Raw genomic sequence first — 23,980 nt, forward strand, 5'->3', positions numbered from 1 at the left:
ACCCGAAACCCGCCAGGCGCGCCGCGCGGATCGGCGATGGTGGGTGCGCACCGGTCGGAAAACCGGGAGACCAGGTACGCGGCGAGGAGTGGGCGGTGTCGACGAAGGAGGTCGTGCAGGCGATCGGGGGCCTGCTCGACCTCGCCGGGGTCCTCGTCATCGCCGTCGGCGTGGCCCTGGCCACGGTGGTCTTCGTGGTCGGCTACTGGCGTACCCGGACGTTGACCGAGGTCTACCGCCAGTACCGGCAGGGGGTGGGTCGGGCGATCCTGCTCGGGCTGGAGCTTCTCGTCGGCGGTGACATCATCCGGACCGTGGCCGTCTCGCCGTCCTTTCGCAGCGTGGGAGTGCTGGCCCTGATCGTGCTGGTCCGGACGTTCCTCAGCTTCTCCCTGGAGGTCGAGTTGGAGGGGCGCTGGCCGTGGCAGCCGAGGCGCACCGGGGCAACCGTGTCGGCCAGCTCAGTCCCCGCCGAACCGCCCGGTGGTGGGTGAGCCGCAGTGTGGATCGGGATGTGCCGCTGGGCCAGCGCCGCCTCGGGAGCCCGCCGCCCCCGTGCGATGGGCACCGCCCCGCGTGGGGGTGTGAGTGGGGTGCCCCTCTCGACCGTAATCGTTAAGAAGGGGCCCCTCCTTTCAGACGATCATGCCGGCGGCGATGGTGCGGTTGGTGGACTCGTCGATGATGATGAAGCCGCCGGTGGTGCGGTTGCGGCGGTACTCGTCGGCCAGCAGGGGGACGGTGGTGCGTAGGTGGACCCGGCCGATGTCGTTGAGGCGTAGTTCGGTGGCGGTTTCGTCGCGGTGCAGGGTGTTGATGTCCAGGCGGTAGTTCAACGCCCGGATGATGGTGCGGGCGGTGCGGGTGGTGTGTTTGATGGCGTACTTCCCGCCGACGCGCAGGGGCTGGCTCTCGTCCATCCAGCAGAGCATCGCGTCGATGTCCTGGGTGGGGGTGGGGGCGTTGTGCGGCCGGCAGATCAGGTCGCCGCGGGAGATGTCGATCTCGTTGGCCAGGCGGACGGTGACCGACATGGGTGGGTAGGCCTCCTCGACCGGTCCGTCGGCGGTTTCCACCGCGCTGATGGTGGAGGTGAACCCGGACGGGAGGACCATGACCTCGTCGCCGGGCTTGAGCACCCCGGAGGCCACCTGCCCGGCGTAGCCCCGGTAGTCGGTGACGGTGGTCGACTGCGGCCGGATGACGTACTGCACCGGGAAGCGGACGTCGACGAGGTTGCGGTCGGAGGCGATGTGCACGTGTTCCAGGTGGTGCAGCAGCGCCGGGCCCTCGTACCAGGGCATGTTGGTCGAGCGGGTGGCGATGTTGTCACCGGCCAGGGCGGAGACCGGAACGATCGTCAGGTCGGTGATGTCGAGTTTCGCGGCGAACGCGGTGAACTCGTCGGCGATCGTGTCGAACACGGCCTGGTCGTAGTCGACCAGGTCCATCTTGTTCACACACAACACCAGGTGCGGCACCCGCAGCAGCGAGCAGAGGAACGCGTGCCGCCGCGACTGCTCGACCAGGCCCTTGCGGGCGTCCACCAGGATCAACGCGAGGTCGGCGGTGGACGCGCCGGTGACCATGTTGCGGGTGTACTGGATGTGCCCCGGGGTGTCGGCGATGATGAACTTCCGCCGCGGCGTGGCGAAGTACCGGTACGCCACGTCGATCGTGATGCCCTGCTCCCGCTCGGCCCGCAGCCCGTCGGTCAGCAACGCGAGGTTGGTGTACTCGTCACCCCGCGCCGCCGACACCGCCTCGACCGCTTCCAACTGGTCGGTGAACAGGCTCTTGGTGTCGTACAACAGCCGGCCGATCAACGTCGACTTACCGTCGTCGACACTACCCGCGGTGGCGAACCGCAACAGGTCCATCGGCCGACCGGCCGTCGTCGCCTCGGACGTGGCCACCCCGGCGCCCACAGTGTCGGTGCTCATCAGAAGTAGCCCTCCCGCTTACGGTCCTCCATCGCGGCCTCACTCACCCGGTCATCACCCCGGGTCGCCCCCCGCTCCGTGATCCGCGTCGCCGCCACCTCGGCGACCACCGCCGCCACATCAGCGGCATCAGAGCGCACCGCCGCCGTGCACGAGGCGTCCCCCACCGTCCGATAGCGGACCCGCTCCACGAACGGGACCTCACCGGCACGCGGGCGGATGAACTCGTTCACCGCGTACAACATGCCATCCCGCTCGATGACCTCACGGTCGTGCGCGAAGTAGATCGACGGCAACGGGATCTCCTCCCGACCGATGTAGTGCCACACATCCAACTCGGTCCAGTTCGACAACGGAAACACCCGAATCGACTCACCCGGATGATGCCGACCGTTGTACAACGACCACAACTCCGGCCGCTGGTTCTTCGGATCCCACTGCCCGAACTCGTCCCGGAACGAGAACACCCGCTCCTTCGCCCGCGCCTTCTCCTCATCCCGACGCGCCCCACCAAACAGGGCGTCGAACCGGTGCTTCTCCACCGCCTCCAACAACACAGGCGTCTGCAACCGGTTCCGCATCCCGTCCGCGGACTCCCGCACCAGACCACTGGCCAGGGCCTCCGGCACCGACGCCACCACCAGATGCAGCCCCAACCCCGCCACCCGCGCGTCCCGGTACTCCAGCACCTCGACGAAGTTGTGCCCGGTATCCACGTGCATCACCGGAAACGGCACCGACCCCGGCGCGAACGCCTTCTGCGCCAACCGCAACATCACGATCGAGTCCTTACCACCGGAGAACAACAACACCGGCCGCGCCATCTCCGCCACCACCTCCCGCATCACGAAGATGCTCTCCGCCTCCAGGGCATCGAGATGGGAGACCTGGTACACCGCCGATCCGCTGCTCAACGGAGCTCCTTCCGGGACGAGGGGACGACAGACGCGGCCGTGGCCACCGTGCCGGACAGGTGCCGGCGGTTGGCCACCGTGCCGGACAGGTGCCGGTGGAGGGCCGCCAGCAGCGGCCCGGCGAGATCCGTGCGGCAGACCAGCAGGTCGGGCAGGCGTGGATCGGCCTCGTTGTATTTCAGCGCAGATCCGTCGATCCGGGAAGCGTGCAGCCCGGTGGCCGTCGCCACAGCCACCGGCGCGGCCGAGTCCCACTCGTACTGGCCACCCGCATGGATGTACGCGTCCACCTCACCGGTCACCACCGCCGCGATCTTCGCCCCCGCCGACCCCATCGGCACCAACTCCGCACCCACCTCCGCCGCCAGCTCCGTCAGGAAGGCCGGCGGCCGACTCCGACTGGCCGCCAACCGGACGCGCCGGTCGGAGCGGTCCGGTCGGGCCGGTCGGTCCTGGGTGGTCAGCACCCGCAGCTGCGCGGGCAGCCCCACGGCGGCGGCGACCAGACGGTGCGAGGTCGGGGCGTCGCGCGCCCAGAGCGCCACGTGCACCGCCCAGTCCGACCGGCCCGCCTCGGAGAACTCCCGGGTACCGTCCAACGGATCGATGATCCACACCCGGTCGGCGGTCAACCGGCCGCCCGCTTCGGTGGCCACCGTCCGGGAGTTCACGTCCTCCTCGGACAGGACCGCGTCGGCCGGGCGGCACCTGGCCAGCTCGGTGCGGAGGAAGTCGTGGGCGGCGCGGTCACCGGCGGCCTTCAGCGTCGCCGGATCGTCGTGGCCGTGTGCGGCGCGTACCCAGAGCAGCAGTTCGCCGGCGCGGGCGGCGAGCCGGCGGGCCAGCGCCGGGTCGGATTCGGTGGGGTTCACGGGCTCCTCGGCTTCGGCGACGGGACGGGGGCGGGGGCGGGCGGTCGTCACTGGACCGCCCGACGGATGAAGCAGCGGACGCTGACCCAGGTCAGCGCCACCGCGGTGCCGGTCAGCACGGTCAGGCAGAGCCAGCCCGGCAGGTGCGGCACGTCCGGCAGGAGCGCACCGCGCACCCCCTCCGAGACGTACGTCATGGGGTTGAGGGCGGTGAGGGTCTGGTACCAGGGCACCGACGACAGTCGTGGCCACGGGTAGTGGATGCAGCCGGTCCAGATGATCGGGGTGAGGATCACCGAGAAGGTGACGTTGATCCGCTGCACCGGCAGCGTGGTGGCCAGGCTCATTCCGATCGCCGCGCCGATCCAGGCCCCGAGCAGCGCCGTCAGCAGGGCGGTCGGCAGGCCGGCCGGTCGCCACGGGGCCGAGCCGACCACCAGGGCGCCGAGCGGGTACACCAGGACGGCCGCGAGCAGCCCCCGGATGGTGGCGATCACCAGCTTGCCGATCGCGACCAGGCCGGTGGGCAGCGGGGCCATCAGCCGGTCCTCGATCTCCATGGTGAAGCCGAACTCCTTCACCAGGGGCAGGGCCACGCTCTGCAGCGCGGTGGTGAGGGCGGCCAGGGCGATGATGCCGGGCAGGAAGAGGTCGGCGAAGCCGGGCCCGACGATGCCCTGGGCGCCCAGGATGGTGTCGAAGACGAAGAGCATGAACAGCGGGGTCAGCCCGACCTGCAGCAGGATCACCCAGAGTTCCCGGCCGGTGATCATCAGATCGCGACGGAGCAGGGCGGCGAGGACCCGTGCCGGGTGTGGCCGGGGTCGGGGCTGCCACGCGGTGCGCAGCGGGGTCGGGGTGTCGACAGCGGTCACCGTGGCGCCCTTCCGGTCAGTTCGATGAAGACGTCCTCCAGGCTGGGTTCGCCGACGTCGATGGCGGCGAGCGCCGCCGACCGTCCGGTCAGCACGGTCACCGCCGCACCCAGCAGCGCCGCCGGATCGCCGGCCAGGTGCAGGCGGATGCGGATCCGGCCCCGCCCGTCCGGTGCCGACCGGGCCCCGTTCGCCAGCGCCGCCAGCGGCCCGGCACCGGCCCGGCCCGCCATGCCGCCGCCCCCGCCGGTCGCGGCCAGGCCCCCGCCGGTCGCGGCCAGGCCCGCCTTGCCCCCGCCGGCTGCGGCGCGGGCGGCGAGGGCCGCCCGCACCCCGGGTGGCAGGTTTCCCGGCCGTACGCCCGGTGGCAGGTTCGCGCCGGGCCGGCCGCCGCCCCCGCCGGTGGGCAACGCCAACCGCTCCGACTTGCGTACCCCGTCCAGCGCGGCGAGGGCGGCCTGCAACGAGTCCGGGTCGTCGGCGGCGGCCGGGGTGACGGTGAGGTCGAGGATCGCGTCGCCGGCCAGGCCCCGGACCAGGTTCTGCGGGGTGTCCAGGGTGAGCAGCCGGCCGTGGTCGACGATGCCGACCCGGTCGACCAGCCGGGCCGCCTCGTTCATCGCGTGGGTGGTCAGCACGATCGCCACCCCCCGCTCCCGCAGCTGCCGGATCTGACCCCAGATCAACAGCCGGGTCTGCGGGTCCAGGGCGTTCGTCGGCTCGTCCAGGAAGAGCACCGCCGGCTCGTGGGTGAGCGCGCGGGCGATCATCAACCGCTGCGCCAACCCCCCGGAGTACGCCTCCAGCCGCCGGTCGGCCCGCTCGGTGAGCCCGAAACGTTCCAGCAGCTCCCCGGCGCGGGCCTGGGCCTGCCGGCGGGGGACCCCGTGGTACGTGGCGTGGTGCACCAGGTTCTGCCGGGGGGTCAGCGCCCGGTCCAGGTTGTTGTGCTGGGGCACCACGGCCAGCTGGGCGCGGGCGGTGGCCGGATCCCGGTCGACGTCGACCCCGCCGACGACCACCCGGCCACCGGTGGGCCGCAGCCGGGTGGTCAGGACACCCACGGTGGTGGACTTGCCGGCCCCGTTCGGCCCGAACAACCCGAAGATCTCACCCGGCGCGACGTGGAAGGACAACCCGTCGACGGCGTTGGTGTCACTGCGGGGGTAGCGCTTGACGAGGTCGTCGACCTCGACCACGGCCGGGCCGTCTCTGCTGGGCATCGTGTCTCCTTCGCTGCCGGGGTCTCAGCCGCCCCGACGGTGCCGACGGTCACCCGCCGGCGGGTTTGGGATGGTCGTGGAAGAACCGCCAGATGGTTTCGGTGGCGTTCAGCGCGGTCGAGGGGGGATCGAGGTTGAGCAGCTGCTCCGCCCGGGGCGGGTTCGGCCGGCCGCCGGGCCACTGGTGACCGGCGTCGGCGATGGTGACCAGTTCGACGGCCCGCCCGTCGGGGCAGGTCGCGGTGGTGCGGGTGACCGGCCCGTCGGTGGTGGTCGTCGGCTTCGCGCACCTGTCGACGCCACGCCAGCGGGCTGCCAGCTCCGGGGTGGGTGGCCCGTCGATGCGTACCGGGTTGCGGCCGGTGCCGCCGTTGTCCCGGCGGCCGGGGCCACCGCCGTACGGCATGGTCTTGTCCTGCTGGCCGTGGATGTGCAGCACCGACACCGGTGCCGGGTCCGGGCACTGGCCGGTCAGCGTGGTCGCCACCGCGCCGACCGCGGCGAAGATGCTGGTGTCGCAGGCCAGCCGGTACGCCAGCAGGCCACCGTTGGAGATCCCGGTGACGTAGGTGCGGGCCGGGTCGACCGGCAGTTGGGTGCCGATCCGGTCGACCAGTTCGGTGACGAACCGGACGTCGTCCACGCCCTCGCGGGCCGGTGCGCCGCAGCACCCCGGTCCGGCCGCCCAGGCCCGCTGCACCCCGTCGGGGAAGGCGACCACGAAGCCGTCCCGGTCGGCCTGCCCGGTCCAGCCGTACGCCTGCTCGGCCTGCTCGCCGGTGCCGGCCGCGCCGTGCAGCATCACCACCAGCGGGACCGGGGCGCCCAGGTCGGCCGAGCCGGGCCGGTACAGCCGGTAGGTGCGTTGCCGCTGGTCCACCTCGATGGTGTGCGCCGACGAGCCGACGGGCACCGCCGAGGCGTCCGGGGCCGCCCCGGAGGGTGCCGCCGGTCCGGCGGACCCGGCGCCGGTCGACGAGCCGGCGGCCTCGGGGGCGTCGTCGCGACCCGGGGTGCAGCCGCCGACGGCGGCCAACCCGACCAGCAGAGTGAGCGTCGCGGCGACCCCGGCCGTCCGCGGCCGGCGGGACCGGTGGGCGGCCGACGTGACCGCGCCGGAGGAAAGGACAGTAAAGGGCATCATATGGGCACTTTCCCAGGGCTTTGTTCGAGCCAGGTCAGGACCACGCCAGGGTCGGGCAAGGACCGCCGGCCCGGTGGGTCACGCCACCGGGCCGGCGGGCCCGGTCACCAGAGGGTGCGCAGCCGGATCAGCTCCCAACCCCCCTCGGGTACGTCGTCGTCCGGGTCGGTGCGCAGGTTCATCGGGTTCGCCATGCCCAGGTAGAGGGTGGTGCCGTCGACGACCATGTTGCGCACGCCGTAGTTCAGGTAGTTGCCCACCCCGGCGTCGCTGACCGTGGTGGCCGGCTTGCCGGGCGCCGGGAAGGCGTACAGGTCACCGCCGTACACCGCCGGGGGCACCTGCGGGTCGGTCGAGGTGGCGGCCACCATCGGCGCGGTGGCCATCGCCGCGCCGACCGACGGGGAGAGCCCCTGCTCCTCGGCCGTGGCCTGGCCCAGCTCCTTGGCCAGGTAGCTCCAGTCCATGGTGCCCACGAAGAGCTTGCCGCCGGCCACCGCCATCTTCCAGGTGTAGTTGTTGTACGGGTTGCCGAAGCCGGCCGGCCCGTACTTCGGGGTCAACCCGTTGGACACCACCGACCACGCCCCCGCTCCGCCGTTCGCGGCCGGGTCGTACGCCGGCAGCTCCGAGGCCCCGTAGAGCAGCTCGACCTGCTGCGTCCGGGTGCCGAAGCCCTTGCCCCGGTGGATGCTGATCGCCCGTTGGGTGTTCTGCACGGTGGCCCGGATGCCCGCCTCGTCGGTCGGCGGGTAGATGCTCAGGTGCAGGGTGCTGGCCTTCAGCGGCACGTGCATGCTGCCCCAGTACAGGTAGCCGCCGTAGGAGGCCAGCCCGCCCAGGCCGTAGCTGCGGGCCACCACCGCGTCCGGTTCGTAGCTGGTGACGTTCCAGACCTGCTGCCAGGCGTCGGCGTCCTCCGGGTTCAGCCCCGGCGCGCCGGTGGAGAGCTTCGGGCTCATCCAGACCGAGGCGATGCTCGCCGGCACCGGCGTCGAGGGCGTCGCCGCGGCCAGCTCCTCGGTGCCGCCCGGCCAGGTGGTGACGAAGATCCGCCCCTGGTGGACGGTCAGGTCGGCGGCCTGCGCCGGCAGGGTCGCCACCTCGGCGAAGGCGAACGGGTCGGTCTTGCTGCCCAGCCAGCGCAGCACGTGACCCCGGTTGCCGCCGTTCGCACCCACGCCCACCCCGGCGTAGAGCGCGCCGTCGGCCACGGTGAAGTGCCGGATGTTGCCGTACGCGGGGAAGTTGCGCGATCCCAGGTACGCCCCGGTGTCGGTGTCGAAGGCGAACAGGTTGATGCTCTCGCCCAGCGCCGGGCCGCCGAGCAGGGCCACCCCGCCGTAGTTGCCGGCCGCCCGGATACCGACCGTGGTCTGCAACCGGCTCAGGTCGTCGGAGGAGGCGTTGCGTACCAGGTCGGTCTTCTCGGTGAGCCGGTTCGTCCGGATGTCGTAGCTGAACAGCCGGGGCATCCGGTGGTCACCGAGGGTGATCGGCAGCTGCGGGTTGCGCTTGGCGATCTGGCTCTCGCCGTACTCGCAGACCCAGTCGGCGTTGATCGCCGGCGTGGTGTTGCGCAGGGTCCGTCCGCTGGTGAGGCAGTTGACGTTGGCCCCGGTGCCGAAGAACAGGTTCCGTCCGGCGCGGGTCATCCCCCACAGGTACGCCTGGTTGACCTTGGCCTGTCCGGTGGCGCACGGCGGGCCGGCCGGGTACGGCTGCCCGATGCCGGCGAAACACTCGTCCGGCGCCGCCTTGGCCAGCACCTGCGGGGTGCTCGGTTGGCCGTTGACCGGACCGGCCGAAGCCGGCGCCGCCGGGGGAGCCGCCAGGACGACCCCGAGCACGAGTACGGCGGCCGACAGCCGCCGGGATCGGATCCGAAGTGGAAACACCTATTGCCTTTCGTTCGCAGGAGACAGGTTGCCGCCGGCGGTGGTCCGGAGTCCCGGCACACCGACTGGCGGGTCACACGACGCGGGCGGGTCAGACGGTGACGGGCTGCGCGCGGTCGGCCGGGGCGACGACCCGCCCGGCGACCCGCTGCGCCCACCGGGTCGGCTCGCCGAGTTCCAGGTACGCCCCGAGCCGGGTCAGCTCGCCGACCGGATCGGCGACCAGGTCCTCGTAGCTCATCCGCAGCAGGTGCTCCGGTGGCACGTCGGCCAGCGCCTGCTCGGCCTGGCTGGACATGAAGGCGCAGAGCCCGAGGTAGCGGCGCAGGTTCGCACCCCGTTCGCGCAACGCCTCGGCGGTCAGCCGGTCCGGCAGGTACGCCTCTAGGTCCGCCGGCACCGTCTGGTCGGCAGGCATCGAGAACGGGTCCAGGCCGCAGCGGCCGAGGAACTCCACCCGCAGCTGGATCAGCTGGAACGACGAGTGCCGGCTCATCGACTTCGCGGTGTCCGCCCAGTTGCGGGTCAGGTAGACGATCCGGTAGCCGGGGTAGCTCTTCAGCAGGTGCGGGGCCAGGTGGCTGGAGCCGCCGGAGCGTTCCACCCAGTGCCGCCGCCCGGTCAGGGTGGTGAGCAGGTCGAGGAAGTCGCTGTGGTGCCGGGCCACCGACTGGGTGGGGAAGTCGGGCACCCGCTCGGCGAGCTGGTCGAAGAGCGCGTCCGGGTCGGCGGTGAGCTTCGACAGGGTGATCGCCATGATCCGGGGCAGCTCCGTCATCCGCCCCGCCCACCGGCCGGTGGTCGGATACCGGACCTCCTTCGGCGGCAACCCGATCCGGAACAGGGTGGCCAGCTCCGCCTTCGGGCTGGCCAGCAGCGACCAGTACGCGGCGCCGGTGAGCAGCTCGGCGCTGCGCGCCCAGGGCGTCACCGACATGAAGAACTCCTGGGCCGAGAGGGTCTCGGCGTCCTCGGCGAGAAGGTCGGAGAGCAGCGTCGACCCGCAGCGACCGTTGCTGATGATGATCGACCGACCGATGTTCGGGTTGCCCATCGAGGGACCTCCTGGGTGTCGCGCTGTCATGGGGTGGCGGGGGTGGTGGTGACGAGTCCGCACTGCTCGGTCAGCCAGTCGAAGACGTGCCGGCGGACCGTCTGCGGCACGTCGATCAGGACCGAGTGCTTCTCGTCGGGCAGCACCACGACCCGGGTCTGCGGCAGCAGCTCCCGGACCGGGCCGGCCAACTCGCCCACCGCGGAGCGGCCGCCGTACAGGCAGAGCACCGGACAGTCGATCGCGGCCAGCGCGCCGGTGCTGGGCAGCCGGCTCGCCGGCAGCTCCCGGGCGAGGCTGGTGTCGGCCAGCATCCGGCCGGTGTCGGCGGCCCGCCGGGCGGCGATGGGACCGCGGCGGGCACCGATCTCGGCCAGCGCCGGCTCCTGTGCCAGCCGGGTGGCCACCCGGTCGAACCGTACCGCCACCCGACGCATCCACTCAGGGATCGGCGGGGCGGACTCCACGGCGACGATGCCGACGACCCGCTCCCGGTGGCGGGCGGCGTAGGCGAAGGCGATGGTGCCGCCGAAGGAGTTGCCGAAGAGCAGCAGCGGGCCGGTGACCGCCAGCTCGGCCAGCAGCGCCGCCAGGTCGTCCACCAGGTCGTCCAGGGTGTAGCCGGTGGCCGGGCGGGTGCTGCGGCCGTGCCCGCGCAGGTCGTACAGCACGGTCGGGAAACCGGCCCGGACCAGGGGCTCGGCCATGGTGAAGTACCAGCTGGCCATGGTGTCCGAGGCCATGCCGTGGATCAGCACCACGGTCGGCCTCGGCCCGGCCCGGTCGTCGTCGGGCCCATCGACGGGATCCAGCCGCTGCACGTGCAGCGTGATCCCGTTCGCCGCGACCATGGTCACCGGCTGCCCGCCCCGACCTCGTCGCCGGTCCCGTTGGCCTCGGCCTCGGCCAGTGAGCCGGCGATGTGCTCGACGAGCTGGCCGACCCGCAGCTCGCCCACGGTCTCCAGGTCCAGCTTGGCCACGAAGTGGGCGAAGTTGACCCGGTCGCCGTAGCGGGTCTGCAACCGGCCGGCGAGCGAGACGACGTCGATGCTCTCCATGCCCAGGTCGTCGCGGAAGGTGGTGTCCATCGTGACCGCCTGGTCGGTGGCGAAGTCGCCGAGGACGGCGTTGATCATCTCGGTGAGGTCGGCGAGGATGGTGGCCTGGGCCGCGGGCATGGTGGACGCTCCTTCTGCTGATCCGGTGGACTGACCTGGAGTGCCGCTGGCGCGGCCGGTGACACACGGCGGACCGGTCATGCCCGGGCCACCCCGGGCGGTGTGGCGGGGTCCGGCTCCGGGCCCCAGGTCCAGGCCACCACGTAGCGCCGGGCCGGCAGCTCCGGCGGGTTGGCGACCTCCCGGTGCCCTACCTGGTACGTCCGGCCGTCGACCTCGACGGCCAGGGCGGCCTCGGTGGCCGCGCGTACCTCGAACCGGCGTGGCCGACCGTCCAGGCCGGTGCCCTCGGCCTTGCCGACGGCCTCCTTCGCCGCCCAGAACCGGGTGAACCAGCGCTGTCGCGCCTCGGTGTCGGCATCGGCGAGGGTGGCCAGCAACGCCGCCTCCGCGCCGGTGAGCGCGAACGGGTACGTGCTGTCCGGATGCTCGGTGATCTCGGCGACGTCGATGCCGACGCCGGGTGCGCCGCCGGCCGCGTCGGAGGTCCGCAACCGGGCGATCGCCACCCCCACCTCCGCGCAGTGCGCGATCGAGACGTCGCAGTCGCCCAGGCCCCGGCCGGGTCGACCGCGCACCCACGGCCGGCCGTCCGGGTCGTTGCCGACGGTCAGCTCGATCGGATAGATGTCGGTGTGGCCGTCCTCCCACAACCGGGACCGGACCGCGTCCTTGGCCGCGATCCGGCCGAGCAGCCACTGCTTACGGGCCTTGGCCGGCTGCCGCTCGTACTCGGCGTAACCGGCGCCGCCGAGGATGCCCCGGGCCGCCATGCCCTGGGTGACCAGGTCGGTCCAGCAGTCGAAGGCCATCGTCCAGCCCTGCGGCTGCAGGTGCGACATCGGGTACCGCTCGGGGAAGCGCTCGGCGACCCGGGCCTGCGGGTGGCTGTCGAAACGGCGGTCGACCGCGCCGTCGATCTGCGCCCAGACCCGGCCGGCGAAGCTGAGCTGGGTGTCGGCCACGAGCGTGCCGTCGTCGATGGACCGGACCCGGGCCACGCACTCGAAGGCCCGGCCGGCCGGTGGGGGCGGGCCGAAGAACCGCACGTGGCCGAGCCCCACCGGCAGCGCCACCGTCCGGAACGGCTGGGTGGTGATCAGCCAGTTGCCGATCAGCTGCAGCGCGTTGTCCAGCAGGGCGCCGGGCGGTACCGGGGCGGTGACCACGCCGCGCACGTGCCGGTCGCCGAGCGCGTGCACCTCGGTCACGCCCTGGAACTGCGGGCCGTGGAACATCAGCCGCTCGGCGTACATCTCGGCGGCGCCGAGCGTCGGCGGGCGTTCGGTGGCCGGGTCGTGCGTCCAGACCGCCGGCGGGGCCGGGTACGCCGCGCCTACCTCGATGGTGGCCCGGGCGTACCCGGCGAAGGTGACCGTGTACCGGTTCGCGCCGGCCTCCCGTACCACGATCTCGACGTCGGTCGCCGGCTCGGCGATCAGCCACCGGTTGAACTTGGCGTCGTGCACCGCCACCACCCGGGCGCCGGGCACCACCTGCTCCACCGCGTCCATCATGTGCGCGACCAGGGCGGTCGCCGGCACCACCGGCCACCGGTCCTCCGGGTCCGGCCAGTCGTCGGGTTGCACGAAGAAACAGTGGTCCAGCAGGTACGGCATGGTCTGCAGGGAGACCCGCAGGGTGAGCCGGCCGACCTCCGGTCCGGCCGTGGCGGGCCGGACCGGGCCCGCGCCCGCCCGGGCCGGTGCCACCGGCCGTGCCGAGGCCGGCGGTGGCGCGCTGCGGGCCGGTGCCGGTGCCGCCGGCGGTGCGGCGCCGGCCTGAGCGGGGCGGGCCTGGTGTACGGGGCCGGGTGGTGTCGCCTGGCGGGACGCCGGTGCGGGGCCGGCCGGGCGTGGTGCCGGGCGGGTGGTGCCCGGGTTGCCGTTGGCGGCGGCGAGCACGTCGACCGCGCCCTGCGCGGTGTCGCGCAGCAGCGCCGCGAGTTCGGCGGCGGCGCTGGACTCCCCGGCGAGCTGGTGCAACGCGTTCAGGGCGGCGGCCGGATCACCGGCCGGCGCCGCGCGCCCCGGTGTCCCGGTCCCGCCGGCTGCCGCCGGCACCGCCGTGGTGGCACCGGGTGCCGATCGGTCTGCCGTGGTGGCACCGGGCGTGGCGCGGCCCGCCGCGGTGGCACCCGACACCTGTCGGTCCGCCGCCGCGCCCGGTGCCCGGCGCGGGCCGGACCCGACGGCCGGTGCCGCCGGTGTGCCGACGCCCGGGTCCGGGTCCCTGGTGGCGGCGGTGGTCAGGCCGAGCAGGCCGGCCGCCTCCGGGCCGAGCCGCACCAGCGGGCCACCGAGGTCGAGCCGCATCCGGGGTCCGCGCCGGGTGGTCGCGCCGGTCTTCGTGGTCGGCGCACGGCCGTCACCGGTCGCCCCGGACCCCACCGCCGGGGCCGCGTGCGAAGCCTGCCGGGGCGGGTCCAGGGCCCCGAGGTCGGGGGCGGCACCCTCGACCCAGAGGGCGGTGGCGACCCGACGCAGCTGGTTCAGCCCGCCGCGCAGCGCCGTGTTCACCGGCATCGCCAGGTGGTCCCGGCCCCGCAGGTTGTCGCCGACCAGGGAGGCGAGCTGTCCCGCGCCCACCTGGAGGAAGACCCGGAAGCCGGCGTCGTACATCGCCTCGACGGTCTGCCGGAACCAGACCGGTTCCATCATGTGCCGGACGAAGACCCGGTTGACCTCGTCCTCGTCGGTCGGGAACGGTGCCCGCAGGGTCGCAGACCACACCGGCATCCGGGTCGGGTGCACCTGCCACCGGCCCAACGCCGCGCCGATCGAGGTCAGCCCCTCGGCGAAGGCCGGGGTGTGGAACGCCGACCGGAAGGGCAGCTTCTGGCACAGCACGTTGCGCCCCCGCAGCACCTCGACCAGGCGCTCCACCTGCGGCTCCGGGCCGTTGACCACCGACTGCGCCGGGGCGTTGTCGTGGGAGAGCACCACGCCGGGAAAGTCGGCGAGCAACGGCGTGACCTGGTCCGCGCCCGCGCCGACGGCGGCGAAGACGTACCCGGAGACCTCCACCGAGTCGGCGTTGAACAGCTCCAGGAACTCGTCCATCGCGGCGGTGCTCACCTGGCCGCTGACCGCGGCGGCGGTCCACTCACCGATGCTGTGCCCGGCGACGGCGTCGGGCCGGACGTCGATGCGGGTCAGCGCCTCGTGCAGCAGCTTGCCCACCTCGATCAGGCCGGCACCGTGCCGGCCCAGGTCGGCGGCGGACCACTGCCGGTCGGGCAACCCGAAGTGGGCGGCCAGGTCGGCGGTGCGCGGGGTGAACTCCGCCTCCAGGCCGGGGAAGACGAAGGCGAGCTTGCCCGCGCCGTCGGCGAGCAGCGGTCGGGGGGAGAACCAGATGTCCCGCCCGCCCCGCCACGCCTGCCCCCGGGCGACCGTCTTGCGGGCCACCGCCAGTAGCTTCTCCGTCGGGTTCACGATGCCCAGCCGGGCCCGCCCCGACGCGTCCCGACCGGAGCGGGCGGCCACCTCCGCGCCGAGTCGGCGTACCTCGTGGTCGTCGCGGGCCAGCAGCCCGGCGAGGCCGGCCGGATCCGGCGCGGCCAGCCAGAGCACCTGGTCCGGTTCGTCCACGGTGACCGCCCCGGCGGCCGGCGCGGTCGCCGCCACCTGCGGCGCACCCACCGAGCGGGGGTCCTGCTCGATGATCAGGTGGGCGTTGATCCCACCGAAGCCGAAGGCGTTGATCCCGGCCCGGCGGGGCCCGTCGCCCTCCCACGGCCGGGCGGTGGCGATCGGCGCGAAGCGGGTCGCCGCCATCTCGGCCCGGGGCGACTCGCAGTGCAGGGTGGGCGGCAGGACCCCCCGGTGCACCGCGAGCGCGGCCTTGATCAGACCGGCGATACCGGCCGCCGGCATGGTGTGCCCGATCATCGACTTGACCGAGCCGATCACCGGCCGGGTCCCACCGGTGTACGGCCCGAAGACCTCGGCCACCGAGGTCAGCTCGGCGGCGTCACCGGTCGGGGTGCCGGTGCCGTGCGCCTCCAGCAGCCCCAACGCGTCGGGTGCCCGAGGGTCCAGTCCGGCCGACTCCCAGGCCCGCCGGATCGCCAGCACCTGACCGGAGACCGCCGGGTTGAACATGCTCGCCGAACGGCCGTCGCTGGACACCCCGCTGCCGCGGATGACGGCGTACACCCGGTCGCCGTCGCGCTGGGCGTCGGCGTAGCGCTTCAGCACCACCACGCCGGTGCCCTCGCCGATCAGCAGCCCGTCGGCGGCGGCGTCGAACGGCCGGATCTCGCCCTGCCGGGACATCGCCCGGAGCTGGTTGAACACCGACCAGAAGCTGATGTCGTGCACGTGGTGCACGCCGCCGGCGAGCACCGCGTCCAGCCGGCCGTTGCGCAGTTCGGTGATGCCCTGGTCCACCGCGATCAACGACGAGGCGCAGGCCGCGTCGATGGTGTACGCCGGGCCGCGCAGGTTGAGCCGGTTGGCCACCCGGCTGGCGGCCAGGTTCGGCACCAGGCCGATCGTCCCCTCCGGCTGGTACGGGCCGAGCCGCTCGTCGAACTTCTTACGCAGCAGCTCCAGCCGGGCCGGGTCGACGTCCGGCACCAGCTCCCGCAGGATGCTGATGACCTGACTGGACATCCGTACCCGCTGGGCGTACCGGGCCTGGGCGGGGCTGAGGATGCCGCCCCGGCCGAGGATCACCCCGACCCGTTCGCCCTCGGGCAGCCGGTCCGGTCCACCGGCGTCCTCGATCGCCTGCGCGGCGACCTCCAGGGTGATCAGCTGGTCCGGCTCGATCTCGGCCACCGAGGCGGGCATCACGCCGAACCGCAGCGGCTCGAAGGTGGCGTGCTCGTCGACGAACCCACCGCGCCGGCAGTACATCCGGTCCGCCCGGTGCGCCTGCTCCGGGTCGTAGAACTCCTCGTCCCACCGGTGCGGCGGGACCTCGGTGATCGCGTCCACCCCGTCGACCAGGTTGCGCCAGTAGCTCTCCAGGTCACCGGCGGAGGGCATCAGGGCGGCCATCCCGACGATGGCGATCGGGTCGGTGCTGCTGCTCAAGTCGGTGCCGTTGCTCGGCTCGGTGGTGCCGTTGCTCATCGGTGCCTCCGGCGGACGGTCTGCTCAGGTGCGGTGCGGGACATCGGCGGGCTCACCAGCCGGAGGCGGTGTAGACGACCGAGGTGACCGCCGCGTCGGCCCAGGCCAGCTCGCGCAGCAGGGCGAGAGCACCCTCCTCCGGGTCGATCAGGCCGATGCCGCGTCGGGCGTACTCCCGGCTCAACTCGGCGGTGACCATGCCGCCGTGGCCGGCCCCGGGGGCCCACGGGCCCCAGTGCACGGTCAGGCAGCGCACCCCGGTCCCAGCGGCGTACCGGCCGCCGATCGTGTCGAGGGCGTCGTTGGCCGCGGCGTAGTCGGCCTGTCCCCGGTTGCCGTAGGCCGCGGCGATGCTGCCGAAGAAGACCACGAAACGCGGCGTGCCGGACAACTCGTCGAGCGCGGCCAGCACCGCCCGCGCCCCGTCGACCTTGGTGTCGAAGACCCGGGTGAACGAGGCCGGATCCTTCTCGGCGATGAGCTTGTCCTCGATGATCCCGGCGGCGTAGACCACCCCGTCGATCCGGCCGTGTTCGGCGTGGATGCCGGCCAGCAGCGCCCGGGTGGCCGTCGCGTCCCGGACGTCCAGGGCGTGGTAGCGCACCTCGGCGCCGAGTTCGGTCAGCTCGGCGATGGTCGCGGCCACCTCCCGGGCGGCCAGGATCCGCTGTGCCCGCCGGTCGATCTCGGCCGGCGACCGTAGGCCCTGCCGGGCCAGGGCGGTGACCAGGGCGGCCTTGTCACCGGCGGCGTCCAGAGCGGCCTTCTCCGCTGCCGAGACCGCGCCCGCGTCGGCCGGGTCCTCGGCCAGCGGGGTACGGCCGATCAGCTCGATCCGGCACCGGCTGGCCGAGGCCAGCGCCCGGGCGAACCACGGGGTGATGCCCCGGGCCCCGCCGAAGAGCACCACCACCGAGTCCGAGGTCAGACCGATCGCGGCGGCCTCGGCCACCCCGTCCCCGGCCGGGCCGGCCCCACCGGCGGCCAGTGCCCCCAGCTCCACCGGCACCAGGTCGGCGACGTACCGGCCGTCGCCGCGGTGGGCGACCACCGGTGCGTCGCTGGTGGTGAGCAACTCGTCGAGCAGTTGACGGGCCAGGGCCTCCGGGGCCGTCGCCGGGTCCACCTCGACGAACCTGGCGGTGAGCTGCGGGTACTCCCGGGCGATGGTGCGGAACAGGCCGGGCATGCCGTCGGCGGCGCCGGTGGCACCGCGGGCGCCGGCGGCCAGCAGCCAGCGTGGACCGGCCGCGAGTGCCCGCTGCAGCAGCGGGAAGACGTCCGGCAGCAGCGGCTCGTCGAGGTTGGTGAGCCCGTCGAGGACCAGGACGCCGTCGAAGCCGGCGTCGGCCTGCGCGGTGTCGAGCACCCCGAGCTGTCCGGCGGCGCCGTGCTCACCGAGCAGCTCCGACAGGTACGCCCCGATCGGGCCGCCGCCGGTGATCAGGAACCGGGTACCGGCCAGCACGTCGGCCGGGTCGGCCAGCGCCTCGACCCGGACGCTCTCCTGGGCGACCAGCCGTTTCGGCGCGACACCCACCCCCGCCGGGGCAGGACCCACCCCTTCGGTCACGGCCGGGGCGGGACCCACCCCCTCGGTCACGGCCGGGGCAGGACCCGCAGCCGCGTCCTCCGTCGGGGCGACGCCCGCCTCGAGGGCCGGTGCCGGGGCGGTCAGGGTGCTGGTCGCGGTGAGGGTGGCCGTCGCGGTGACGGTGCCGTTCATCTTGTCGTTGAGCCAGCTGACCATGGCGCGTACGGTGCGGGCCTTGACGAGGTCTTCGAGTTCGGATTCGTCGCCTTCGACGGTGAGCTGGAGGCGGTGGGCGACCTCGCCGGCGACTTCGGCGCGTTTGATGCTGTCGATGCTGAGGTCGGCTTCGAGGTCGAGGTCGGCTTCGATGAGGTCGACGGGGTAGCCGGTGCGTTCGCTGATCACGGTCAGGATGGCGTGCTGGAAGTCGGCCAGGGCCGGCCCGGCGGTGCCGGTGGGCGCGGCGGCGAGCGCCACCGGTGCGGCGGCTACCGGTCCGGTGGTGGAGACCGACACCTCGATGGTCCCGCTCATCCTGTCGTTGAGCCAGCTGACCATGGCGCGTACGGTGCGGGCCTTGACGAGGTCTTCGAGTTCGGATTCGTCGCCTTCGACGGTGAGCTGGAGGCGGTGGGCGACCTCGCCGGCGACTTCGGCGCGTTTGATGCTGTCGATGCTGAGGTCGGCTTCGAGGTCGAGGTCCTCCTCGATGAGGTCGACGGGGTAGCCGGTGCGTTCGCTGATCACGGTCAGGATCGCGTGCTGGAAGTCGGCCAGGCTCGGGCCGGTCACCGGGGCGACGGTGCCCACCGCGGGCGAGACCGGCACGAGCGCCGGCACCTCGGCGGGCGCGACGGTCGCCACCAACGTCGCAGCACCGTTGGTGACCAGCGCCGCACCGCCGTCACTCACCAACCCGGCACTGCCGTTGCCGACCAGCGTGGCGCTGCCGTTGCCGACCAATGCGGCACTGCCGTTGCCGGCCAGCGCCACGCCACCGACCGGGCCGCCGTTGCCGGTCACCGTCGTCGCCGCTGCCGGGGCGGGGTGCCCGTCGGCCGGCCCGGACGTCGCCGCCGGTGGCAGGGCCGTGTACCCGTCGGTGCGGTACGCCTCGGTGGGCTGCCAGACCAGCCGCCCGCCGCCGCCCGATCCGTCGGTCAGGAAGGCGAGCAGTACGTCGCGCTGGGTGGCGATCAGGTCGCGGGTGGTGCGCAGGTACTCGCTGAGCAGTTCGCCCCGCACGTCCCGGGCACCGACGCCCGGATCGGTACCGGTTGGCGCGCCGTTCGTTGGGGTCATCGACAGCTCCTTGATCCGTCGGGGAGGGGTCATGCCACCGGGAAGACAGTTGCCGTGCTGGTCCCGGACGAGCTGCCCGTCGACCGTCCAGACCGGACGACGGGCCGGTGCCGTACCGGCCGGGTCCGGGGTGACCCGGCCGTGGAAGAGCCAGTCGGGGCGGACCGGCGCGCCGGCGCAGGCGATCTCCCCGACCGAGATCAGGAAGCCGCGCAGCCCCTCGGCCGGACCGCGGTCGGTGGCGACCACCCGGTGCGGGCGGTCACCGAGCACCGCCTGCACCAGCCGGGTGAGCACCTGACCGGGGCCGACCTCGACGAAGAGGCGGGCACCGGCGGCGTACATCGCCTCGACCTGTTCGACGAAGCGCACCGGCGCGCCGATCTGCTCGGCGAGGTGGTGCCGCACCCCGTCGGCGTCACCGGAGTACGGTGCGGCGGTCAGGTTGGACCAGACCGGGATGCCTGGCGCGGCGATCCGGTCGGTGGCCAGCACCTCGGCGAAGGTCTCCACCGCGCCGGCGACCACCGGGCTGTGGAAGGCACACGCCACCGGGATGGCCTTGGCCGACAGCCCGGCCTCCTTGAACGCGACCACCGCCGCCTGCACCTTGGCGGTCGGGCCGGAAACCACCTGCTGTTTCGGGGCGTTGCGGTTGGCCAGCACGACCTCGCTGGTCAGTCCGGCGGCGGCGAGGGTCTGGGTCACCTGGTCGACGGTGGCGTTGACCGCCGCCATGGTGCCCGGGTCCGCGCCGCTGGCCTCGAGGATGGCCGCCGCCCGCTGCCGGCTCAGCCGCAACAGGGTGGCCGCGTCGAAGGCGCCGGCGACACAGAGCCCGACCAGCTCGCCGTAGCTGTGCCCGGCGGTCATGTCGGGCCGGACCCCGAGGCGGCGCAGCAGGTGGTCGACGGCGAGCCCGCCGATGCCCAGCACGGGCTGGGCGACGCGGGTGTCGCGTACCCGGTCGTTCTGCTCGCGGCGGGCGTCGGAGTCGAAGGCGGCGGGCGGGAAGAGCAGCTCGGCGGCGGGCCTGTCGAGTTCGAGGTAGTGCCGCAGCTCCGGGAAGGCGACGAAGAGCTCCGCCAGGGCACCGGTGCGTTGGCTGCCCTGCCCGGGGAAGAGGAAGGCGACCGCACCCGGCTCGGCCGGTGCCGCCGGCTGCACCAGGCCGCTGGCCGGGTCGTGTTCGCCGGCGAGGGCGCGGCGCAACAGCGTCGCCAGCTCGGTCAGGTCGCGGGCGACCACGGCGACCCGGGTGGGCCCGGGTCGGCCGACGGACCGGGCGCTGGTCGCCGCGGCCAGCTCGGCGAGGCCCCCGGGCCGGTCCCGGCCGTCGTCGGCGGGCAGGCTCTCCAGCAGGTGCCGGACCGACTGGTGGGCCGCGTCCTGGTCGGCACCGCGGAAGCAGAACAGCTCGGCCGGCCAGATCCGCCGGGCGTGGCGGGGCTCCGGCGCGGCGGCGTACGCGCCGAGCACCACGTGGAAGTTGGTGCCGCCGAAGCCGAACGCGCTCACCCCGGCGATCCGCTCCGCCGCCGGGGCGGGCCAGGGGCGGGCCTCGGTGTAGAAGGCGAACGGGCTGCGCTGCGAGTGCCAGGCCGGGTTGGGCCGTTGCAGGTGCAGGGTGGGTGGCCGGACGCCGTGGTACAGCGCGAGGGTCGCCTTGATCACCCCGGCCAGCCCGGCGGCGCACTTGGTGTGCCCGATCTGGGACTTGACCGAGCCCAGCGCGCATCCGCCCGGTTCGGCGCCGGCCTCGACGAACAGCCGGGTCAGCGTCTCCAGTTCGGTACGGTCGCCGACCACCGTGCCGGTGCCGTGCGCCTCCACCAGGCCGACCTCCCGGGGGGAGACCCCGCTGCGCCGGTACGCCCGGTCCAGGGCCCGGCGCTGCCCGTCGGGGCGGGGCGCGGTCAGTCCGAGGGCACGGCCGTCGCTGGCCCCGCCGAGGCCCTTGACCACCGCGTAGATCCGGTCACCGTCGCGTTCGGCGTCGGCGAGCCGTTTGAGCACCACGCAGGCCACCCCCTCGCCGAGGGCGATGCCGTCGCCGGTGCTGTCGAAGGGCCGGGACCGGCCGGTCGGGGAGAGCGCGTGCGCCGAGGTGAACATCAGGTAGTCGTTGATGCCGTTGTGCAGGTCCGCGCCGCCGCAGATCATCAGGTCGCTGTCGCCGCTGACCAGCTCCTTGCAGGCGGCGTCCAGGGCGGCCAGCGACGAGGCGCAGGCGGCGTCGATCGTGTAGTTGGGTCCACCCAGGTCGAGCCGGTTGGCGACCCGCCCGGCGATCACGTTGGCCAGGACGCCGGGGAAGCTGTCCTCGGTGACGGTGGGCAGCAGGTCGGCCATCTCCTCGGGCACCTCACCGAGGTACGCCGGCAGCATGGTGCGCAGGGTCTGGGCGTGCCCCATGTCGCTGCCGGCCTCGGCGCCGAAGACCACCCCGGTACGGCCGTGGTCCACCCCGGCGGCGTCGGCCGGGTAACCGGCGTCGCGCAGGGCCCGGTCGGAGACCTCCAGGGCGAGCAACTGGGTCGGGTCGATGCTGCTCAGCGCGGCCGGTGGGATGCCGTAGCGGATCGCGTCGAAGGGCACCGGGTCGATGAAGCCGCCCCACTTGGAGACGCTGATCCGGCCGGTCTGCCCCGGGCCGACCTCGGGGGCGTAGTACAGGTCGGTGTCCCACCGCTGGGCCGGCACCTCGCCCACCGCGTCGACGCCGCTGAGCACCGTACGCCAGAAGCTGTCCAGGTCGGGGGAGCCGGGCAGCATACAGGACATCCCGACGATGGCGATGTCCAGCGGGGCGACCGGGTCCTCGACCTGGACCGCCGGCGGGGCCAGCCGCTCGCGCAGCGTCTCCAGCCGGCCGGCGTGGTGCGCGCGGACATCGGTGGTCACCGCGTCGTGCAGGTCGGCGACGGTGGTGGCGGCGTCGCGCAGCACCGCCACCTGACCGGCCATGAAGAGCCCCTCGGCGGCCTGGACCTGCTCGTCGACCGACTCGACGACCTCGCCGGAGCGGCGCAGGCCCTTGCTGGCGATGCGGAGCCGGCCCACGTTGAGCAGCTCCAGGTTCTCCCAGACCTGGCGGTTCTCCACCCCCGCGCCCTCCAACCGGGTACGCAACTGGTGGAAGTCGTCGACGAACGGGGTGTGCAGGCACCGGGTGGCGTGCCCGGGGGCGGTCTCCAGCAGCGCGGTGGCCTCGGCGGCGAGCGCCTCGCGTTGGAACAGCGGCTGGACCGCGCCGTGCGTCACCGCCTCGGCGGTGAACAGGTAGGCGGTGCCCATCAGCACACCGATCTGGGCACCCCGGCCGGCCAGCGGTGCGGCCATCGTGGCGACCATCGCCGCCGACCGGGCATCGTGGACGCCACCGGCGAAGAAGACCTGCAACTGCCCGGCGGCTGCCGGCTCGGCGGCCAGGAACTCGTCGAGCACCAGCAGTTGGGCCTCCCACAGCGGGAAGCTGGCGCGGGGGCCGACGTGTCCGCCGCACTCGGCTCCCTCGAAGATGAACTTGCGGGCTCCGGCGCGCAGGAACTGCCGGAGCAGGCCGGGGGAGGGTACGTGCAGGAAGGTGCTGATCCCCCGGTCTTCCAGGGCGCGGGCCTGGGGCGGCCGACCGCCGGCGATGATCACGCAGGCCGGCTGGACCTCGGCGATGACGTCGAGTTGCGCGGCGCGTAGCTCCTCGGGGGCGAAACCGAGGACCCCGACGCCCCACGGCCGGTCACCGAGGCGCTCGACGGTCTCGGTGAGGATCCGGCGGCACTGGTCCGGCCCGTTGAGGGCCAGGGCGATGAAGGGCAACGCGCCGCCGTCGGCGACCGCCTCGGCGAAGGCGGCCTCGTCGCTGACCCGGGTCATCGGGCCCTGGGCGACCGGCACCCGGACGCCGAGGGTCTCGGCCAGCGGGGAGCCGGGGCGCAGCAGGTCACCGGCGTCCGGGTCGTCGAGCGCGGCGAGCAGCGCCGCGCGCATCCCCCGGACGGCGGCGCCGGTGTCCGCCCAGCGGTCGGCGAAGACCGCGGCCAACCAACCGTCCTGACCGATCGGCAGGAGTTCGGAGTCCGGGTCGTGTGGGCCACCCCGGCGGATGCCCCGGAAACCGTCGCGCAGGACGGTCTCGGAGCCGTCCATCCGGCGGATCGTGGCCTGCACGTCGGCCGGCAGCTCCGACTCGGGCAGCAGGGCGAGCTGGGTGTCCAGGACGATCCCGGTCGCGCCGCCGACCAGGCAGGCGCCGGCGGTGTGCGGCCCGATCCCGCCGGCCACCCAGATCGGCAGGTCGAGGCGGTCGTCGGCGGCGAGCTGCTGGAGCAGGACGAAGGTGCTGAGGTCGCTGACCCGGCCGCCGGCCTCCATGCCCCGGGCGATCAGCCCGTGCGCCCCGGCTGCCGCGGCGGCGCGGGCCTCATCCCGGCCGGTCACCTCCACCACCACCCGGTACCGTCCGACGATCTCGGCCAGTGGCCAGGGGCCGTCCGGGGTGACCAGCACCAGGTCCACGCGGCCGTCGGCGACCCGGTCGACCTCGTCGGGGGTGGCCCGACAGTCGGCGGGGACCCGGACCCCGAACGGCTCGGGTGACCAGGCCGCGGCCCGACTGAGCGCCCGTAGCGCCCAGTCCTGGCCGTCGGCCAGGTCGAGCACCCCCAGAGCGCCGGCGGAGCAGGCGGCGGCCGGGAGGCGGGGACTGGGTTCCAGTGCGCCGGCGGGGTTCACCACCATGATCAGGTCGCGCGTGTGCGGTGCAGTACTCATTTGGCTCCCAGCTGGTGCACGGGGATCGCGGAGGGCGACAGGCCGGGCCGGACGACCGACGGTCGGTGACCGGGGCCGTAATTCGCGGCAGTCAATGTCGCGCTGAGTCATAACGTAGCGGCGATCAGTTACGGTCCGGTTAAATCTGCCCGACATCGTTAAGTCCATGCAGATTTCCTACTTA

General features: G+C 73.6%; 13 protein-coding genes. 1 reads left to right on the top strand and 12 read right to left on the bottom strand.

The window, feature by feature from the left end; all coding sequences use genetic code 11:
- Positions 1 to 95 precede the first annotated feature (95 nt).
- Complete coding sequence (locus tag ACN28G_RS10005; protein ID WP_091437727.1) at positions 96 to 494, top strand: DUF1622 domain-containing protein; 399 nt, start codon at positions 96 to 98, stop codon at positions 492 to 494.
- Between the two features lie 141 nt (positions 495 to 635).
- Here the strand turns inward: ACN28G_RS10005 and ACN28G_RS10010 are convergent, their stop codons facing one another.
- The 12 genes from ACN28G_RS10010 to ACN28G_RS10065 form a co-directional block, all read right to left on the bottom strand.
- Positions 636 to 1,943, bottom strand: coding sequence for a sulfate adenylyltransferase subunit 1 (locus ACN28G_RS10010; protein ID WP_091437730.1), 1,308 nt, complete (start codon positions 1,941 to 1,943; stop codon positions 636 to 638).
- On the bottom strand, positions 1,943 to 2,857 hold the full coding sequence (cysD, locus tag ACN28G_RS10015; protein ID WP_175440539.1) for a sulfate adenylyltransferase subunit CysD: 915 nt from the start codon (positions 2,855 to 2,857) through the stop codon (positions 1,943 to 1,945). The genes ACN28G_RS10010 and cysD overlap by 1 nt, the downstream gene beginning before the upstream one ends.
- The gene (locus ACN28G_RS10020; protein ID WP_229688371.1) at positions 2,854 to 3,729 is read right to left on the bottom strand and encodes a 3'(2'),5'-bisphosphate nucleotidase CysQ; all 876 of its coding nucleotides are present in this window, start codon (positions 3,727 to 3,729) and stop codon (positions 2,854 to 2,856) included. Before ACN28G_RS10020 ends, cysD begins: the two co-directional genes overlap by 4 nt.
- Positions 3,730 to 3,776: 47 nt before the next feature.
- On the bottom strand, positions 3,777 to 4,604 hold the full coding sequence (locus ACN28G_RS10025; RefSeq protein ID WP_091437736.1) for an ABC transporter permease: 828 nt from the start codon (positions 4,602 to 4,604) through the stop codon (positions 3,777 to 3,779).
- Positions 4,601 to 5,827 (bottom strand): ABC transporter ATP-binding protein, encoded by a 1,227-nt coding sequence (locus tag ACN28G_RS10030; RefSeq protein ID WP_421478957.1) that lies wholly within the window; start codon positions 5,825 to 5,827, stop codon positions 4,601 to 4,603. Before ACN28G_RS10030 ends, ACN28G_RS10025 begins: the two co-directional genes overlap by 4 nt.
- A 49-nt stretch (positions 5,828 to 5,876) precedes the next feature.
- A complete protein-coding gene (locus ACN28G_RS10035) occupies positions 5,877 to 6,968 on the bottom strand; it encodes an alpha/beta hydrolase family esterase (protein ID WP_421478958.1) in 1,092 nt (363 codons plus the stop codon).
- A 107-nt stretch (positions 6,969 to 7,075) separates the two neighbouring features.
- Positions 7,076 to 8,869: a hypothetical protein gene (locus ACN28G_RS10040; RefSeq protein ID WP_229688369.1), complete on the bottom strand. Its 1,794-nt coding sequence runs from the start codon at positions 8,867 to 8,869 to the stop codon at positions 7,076 to 7,078.
- A gap of 91 nt (positions 8,870 to 8,960) precedes the next feature.
- Entirely contained in the window at positions 8,961 to 9,923 is a 963-nt protein-coding gene (locus tag ACN28G_RS10045) for a sulfotransferase domain-containing protein (protein ID WP_421478959.1), read from the bottom strand.
- A 26-nt stretch (positions 9,924 to 9,949) separates the two neighbouring features.
- The gene (locus ACN28G_RS10050) at positions 9,950 to 10,774 is read right to left on the bottom strand and encodes an alpha/beta fold hydrolase (RefSeq protein ID WP_421480887.1); all 825 of its coding nucleotides are present in this window, start codon (positions 10,772 to 10,774) and stop codon (positions 9,950 to 9,952) included.
- 2 nt (positions 10,775 to 10,776) lie between these two features.
- On the bottom strand, positions 10,777 to 11,103 hold the full coding sequence (locus ACN28G_RS10055; protein WP_091437747.1) for an acyl carrier protein: 327 nt from the start codon (positions 11,101 to 11,103) through the stop codon (positions 10,777 to 10,779).
- A 77-nt stretch (positions 11,104 to 11,180) separates the two neighbouring features.
- A complete protein-coding gene (locus ACN28G_RS10060) occupies positions 11,181 to 16,187 on the bottom strand; it encodes a beta-ketoacyl synthase N-terminal-like domain-containing protein (protein ID WP_421478960.1) in 5,007 nt (1,668 codons plus the stop codon).
- A 52-nt stretch (positions 16,188 to 16,239) separates the two neighbouring features.
- The gene (locus ACN28G_RS10065) at positions 16,240 to 23,796 is read right to left on the bottom strand and encodes an SDR family NAD(P)-dependent oxidoreductase (protein ID WP_421478961.1); all 7,557 of its coding nucleotides are present in this window, start codon (positions 23,794 to 23,796) and stop codon (positions 16,240 to 16,242) included.
- Between the last annotated feature and the right edge of the window lie 184 nt (positions 23,797 to 23,980).

Source organism: Micromonospora sp. WMMA1923 (assembly GCF_049179195.1).
Lineage (GTDB): Bacteria > Actinomycetota > Actinomycetes > Mycobacteriales > Micromonosporaceae > Micromonospora > Micromonospora yangpuensis.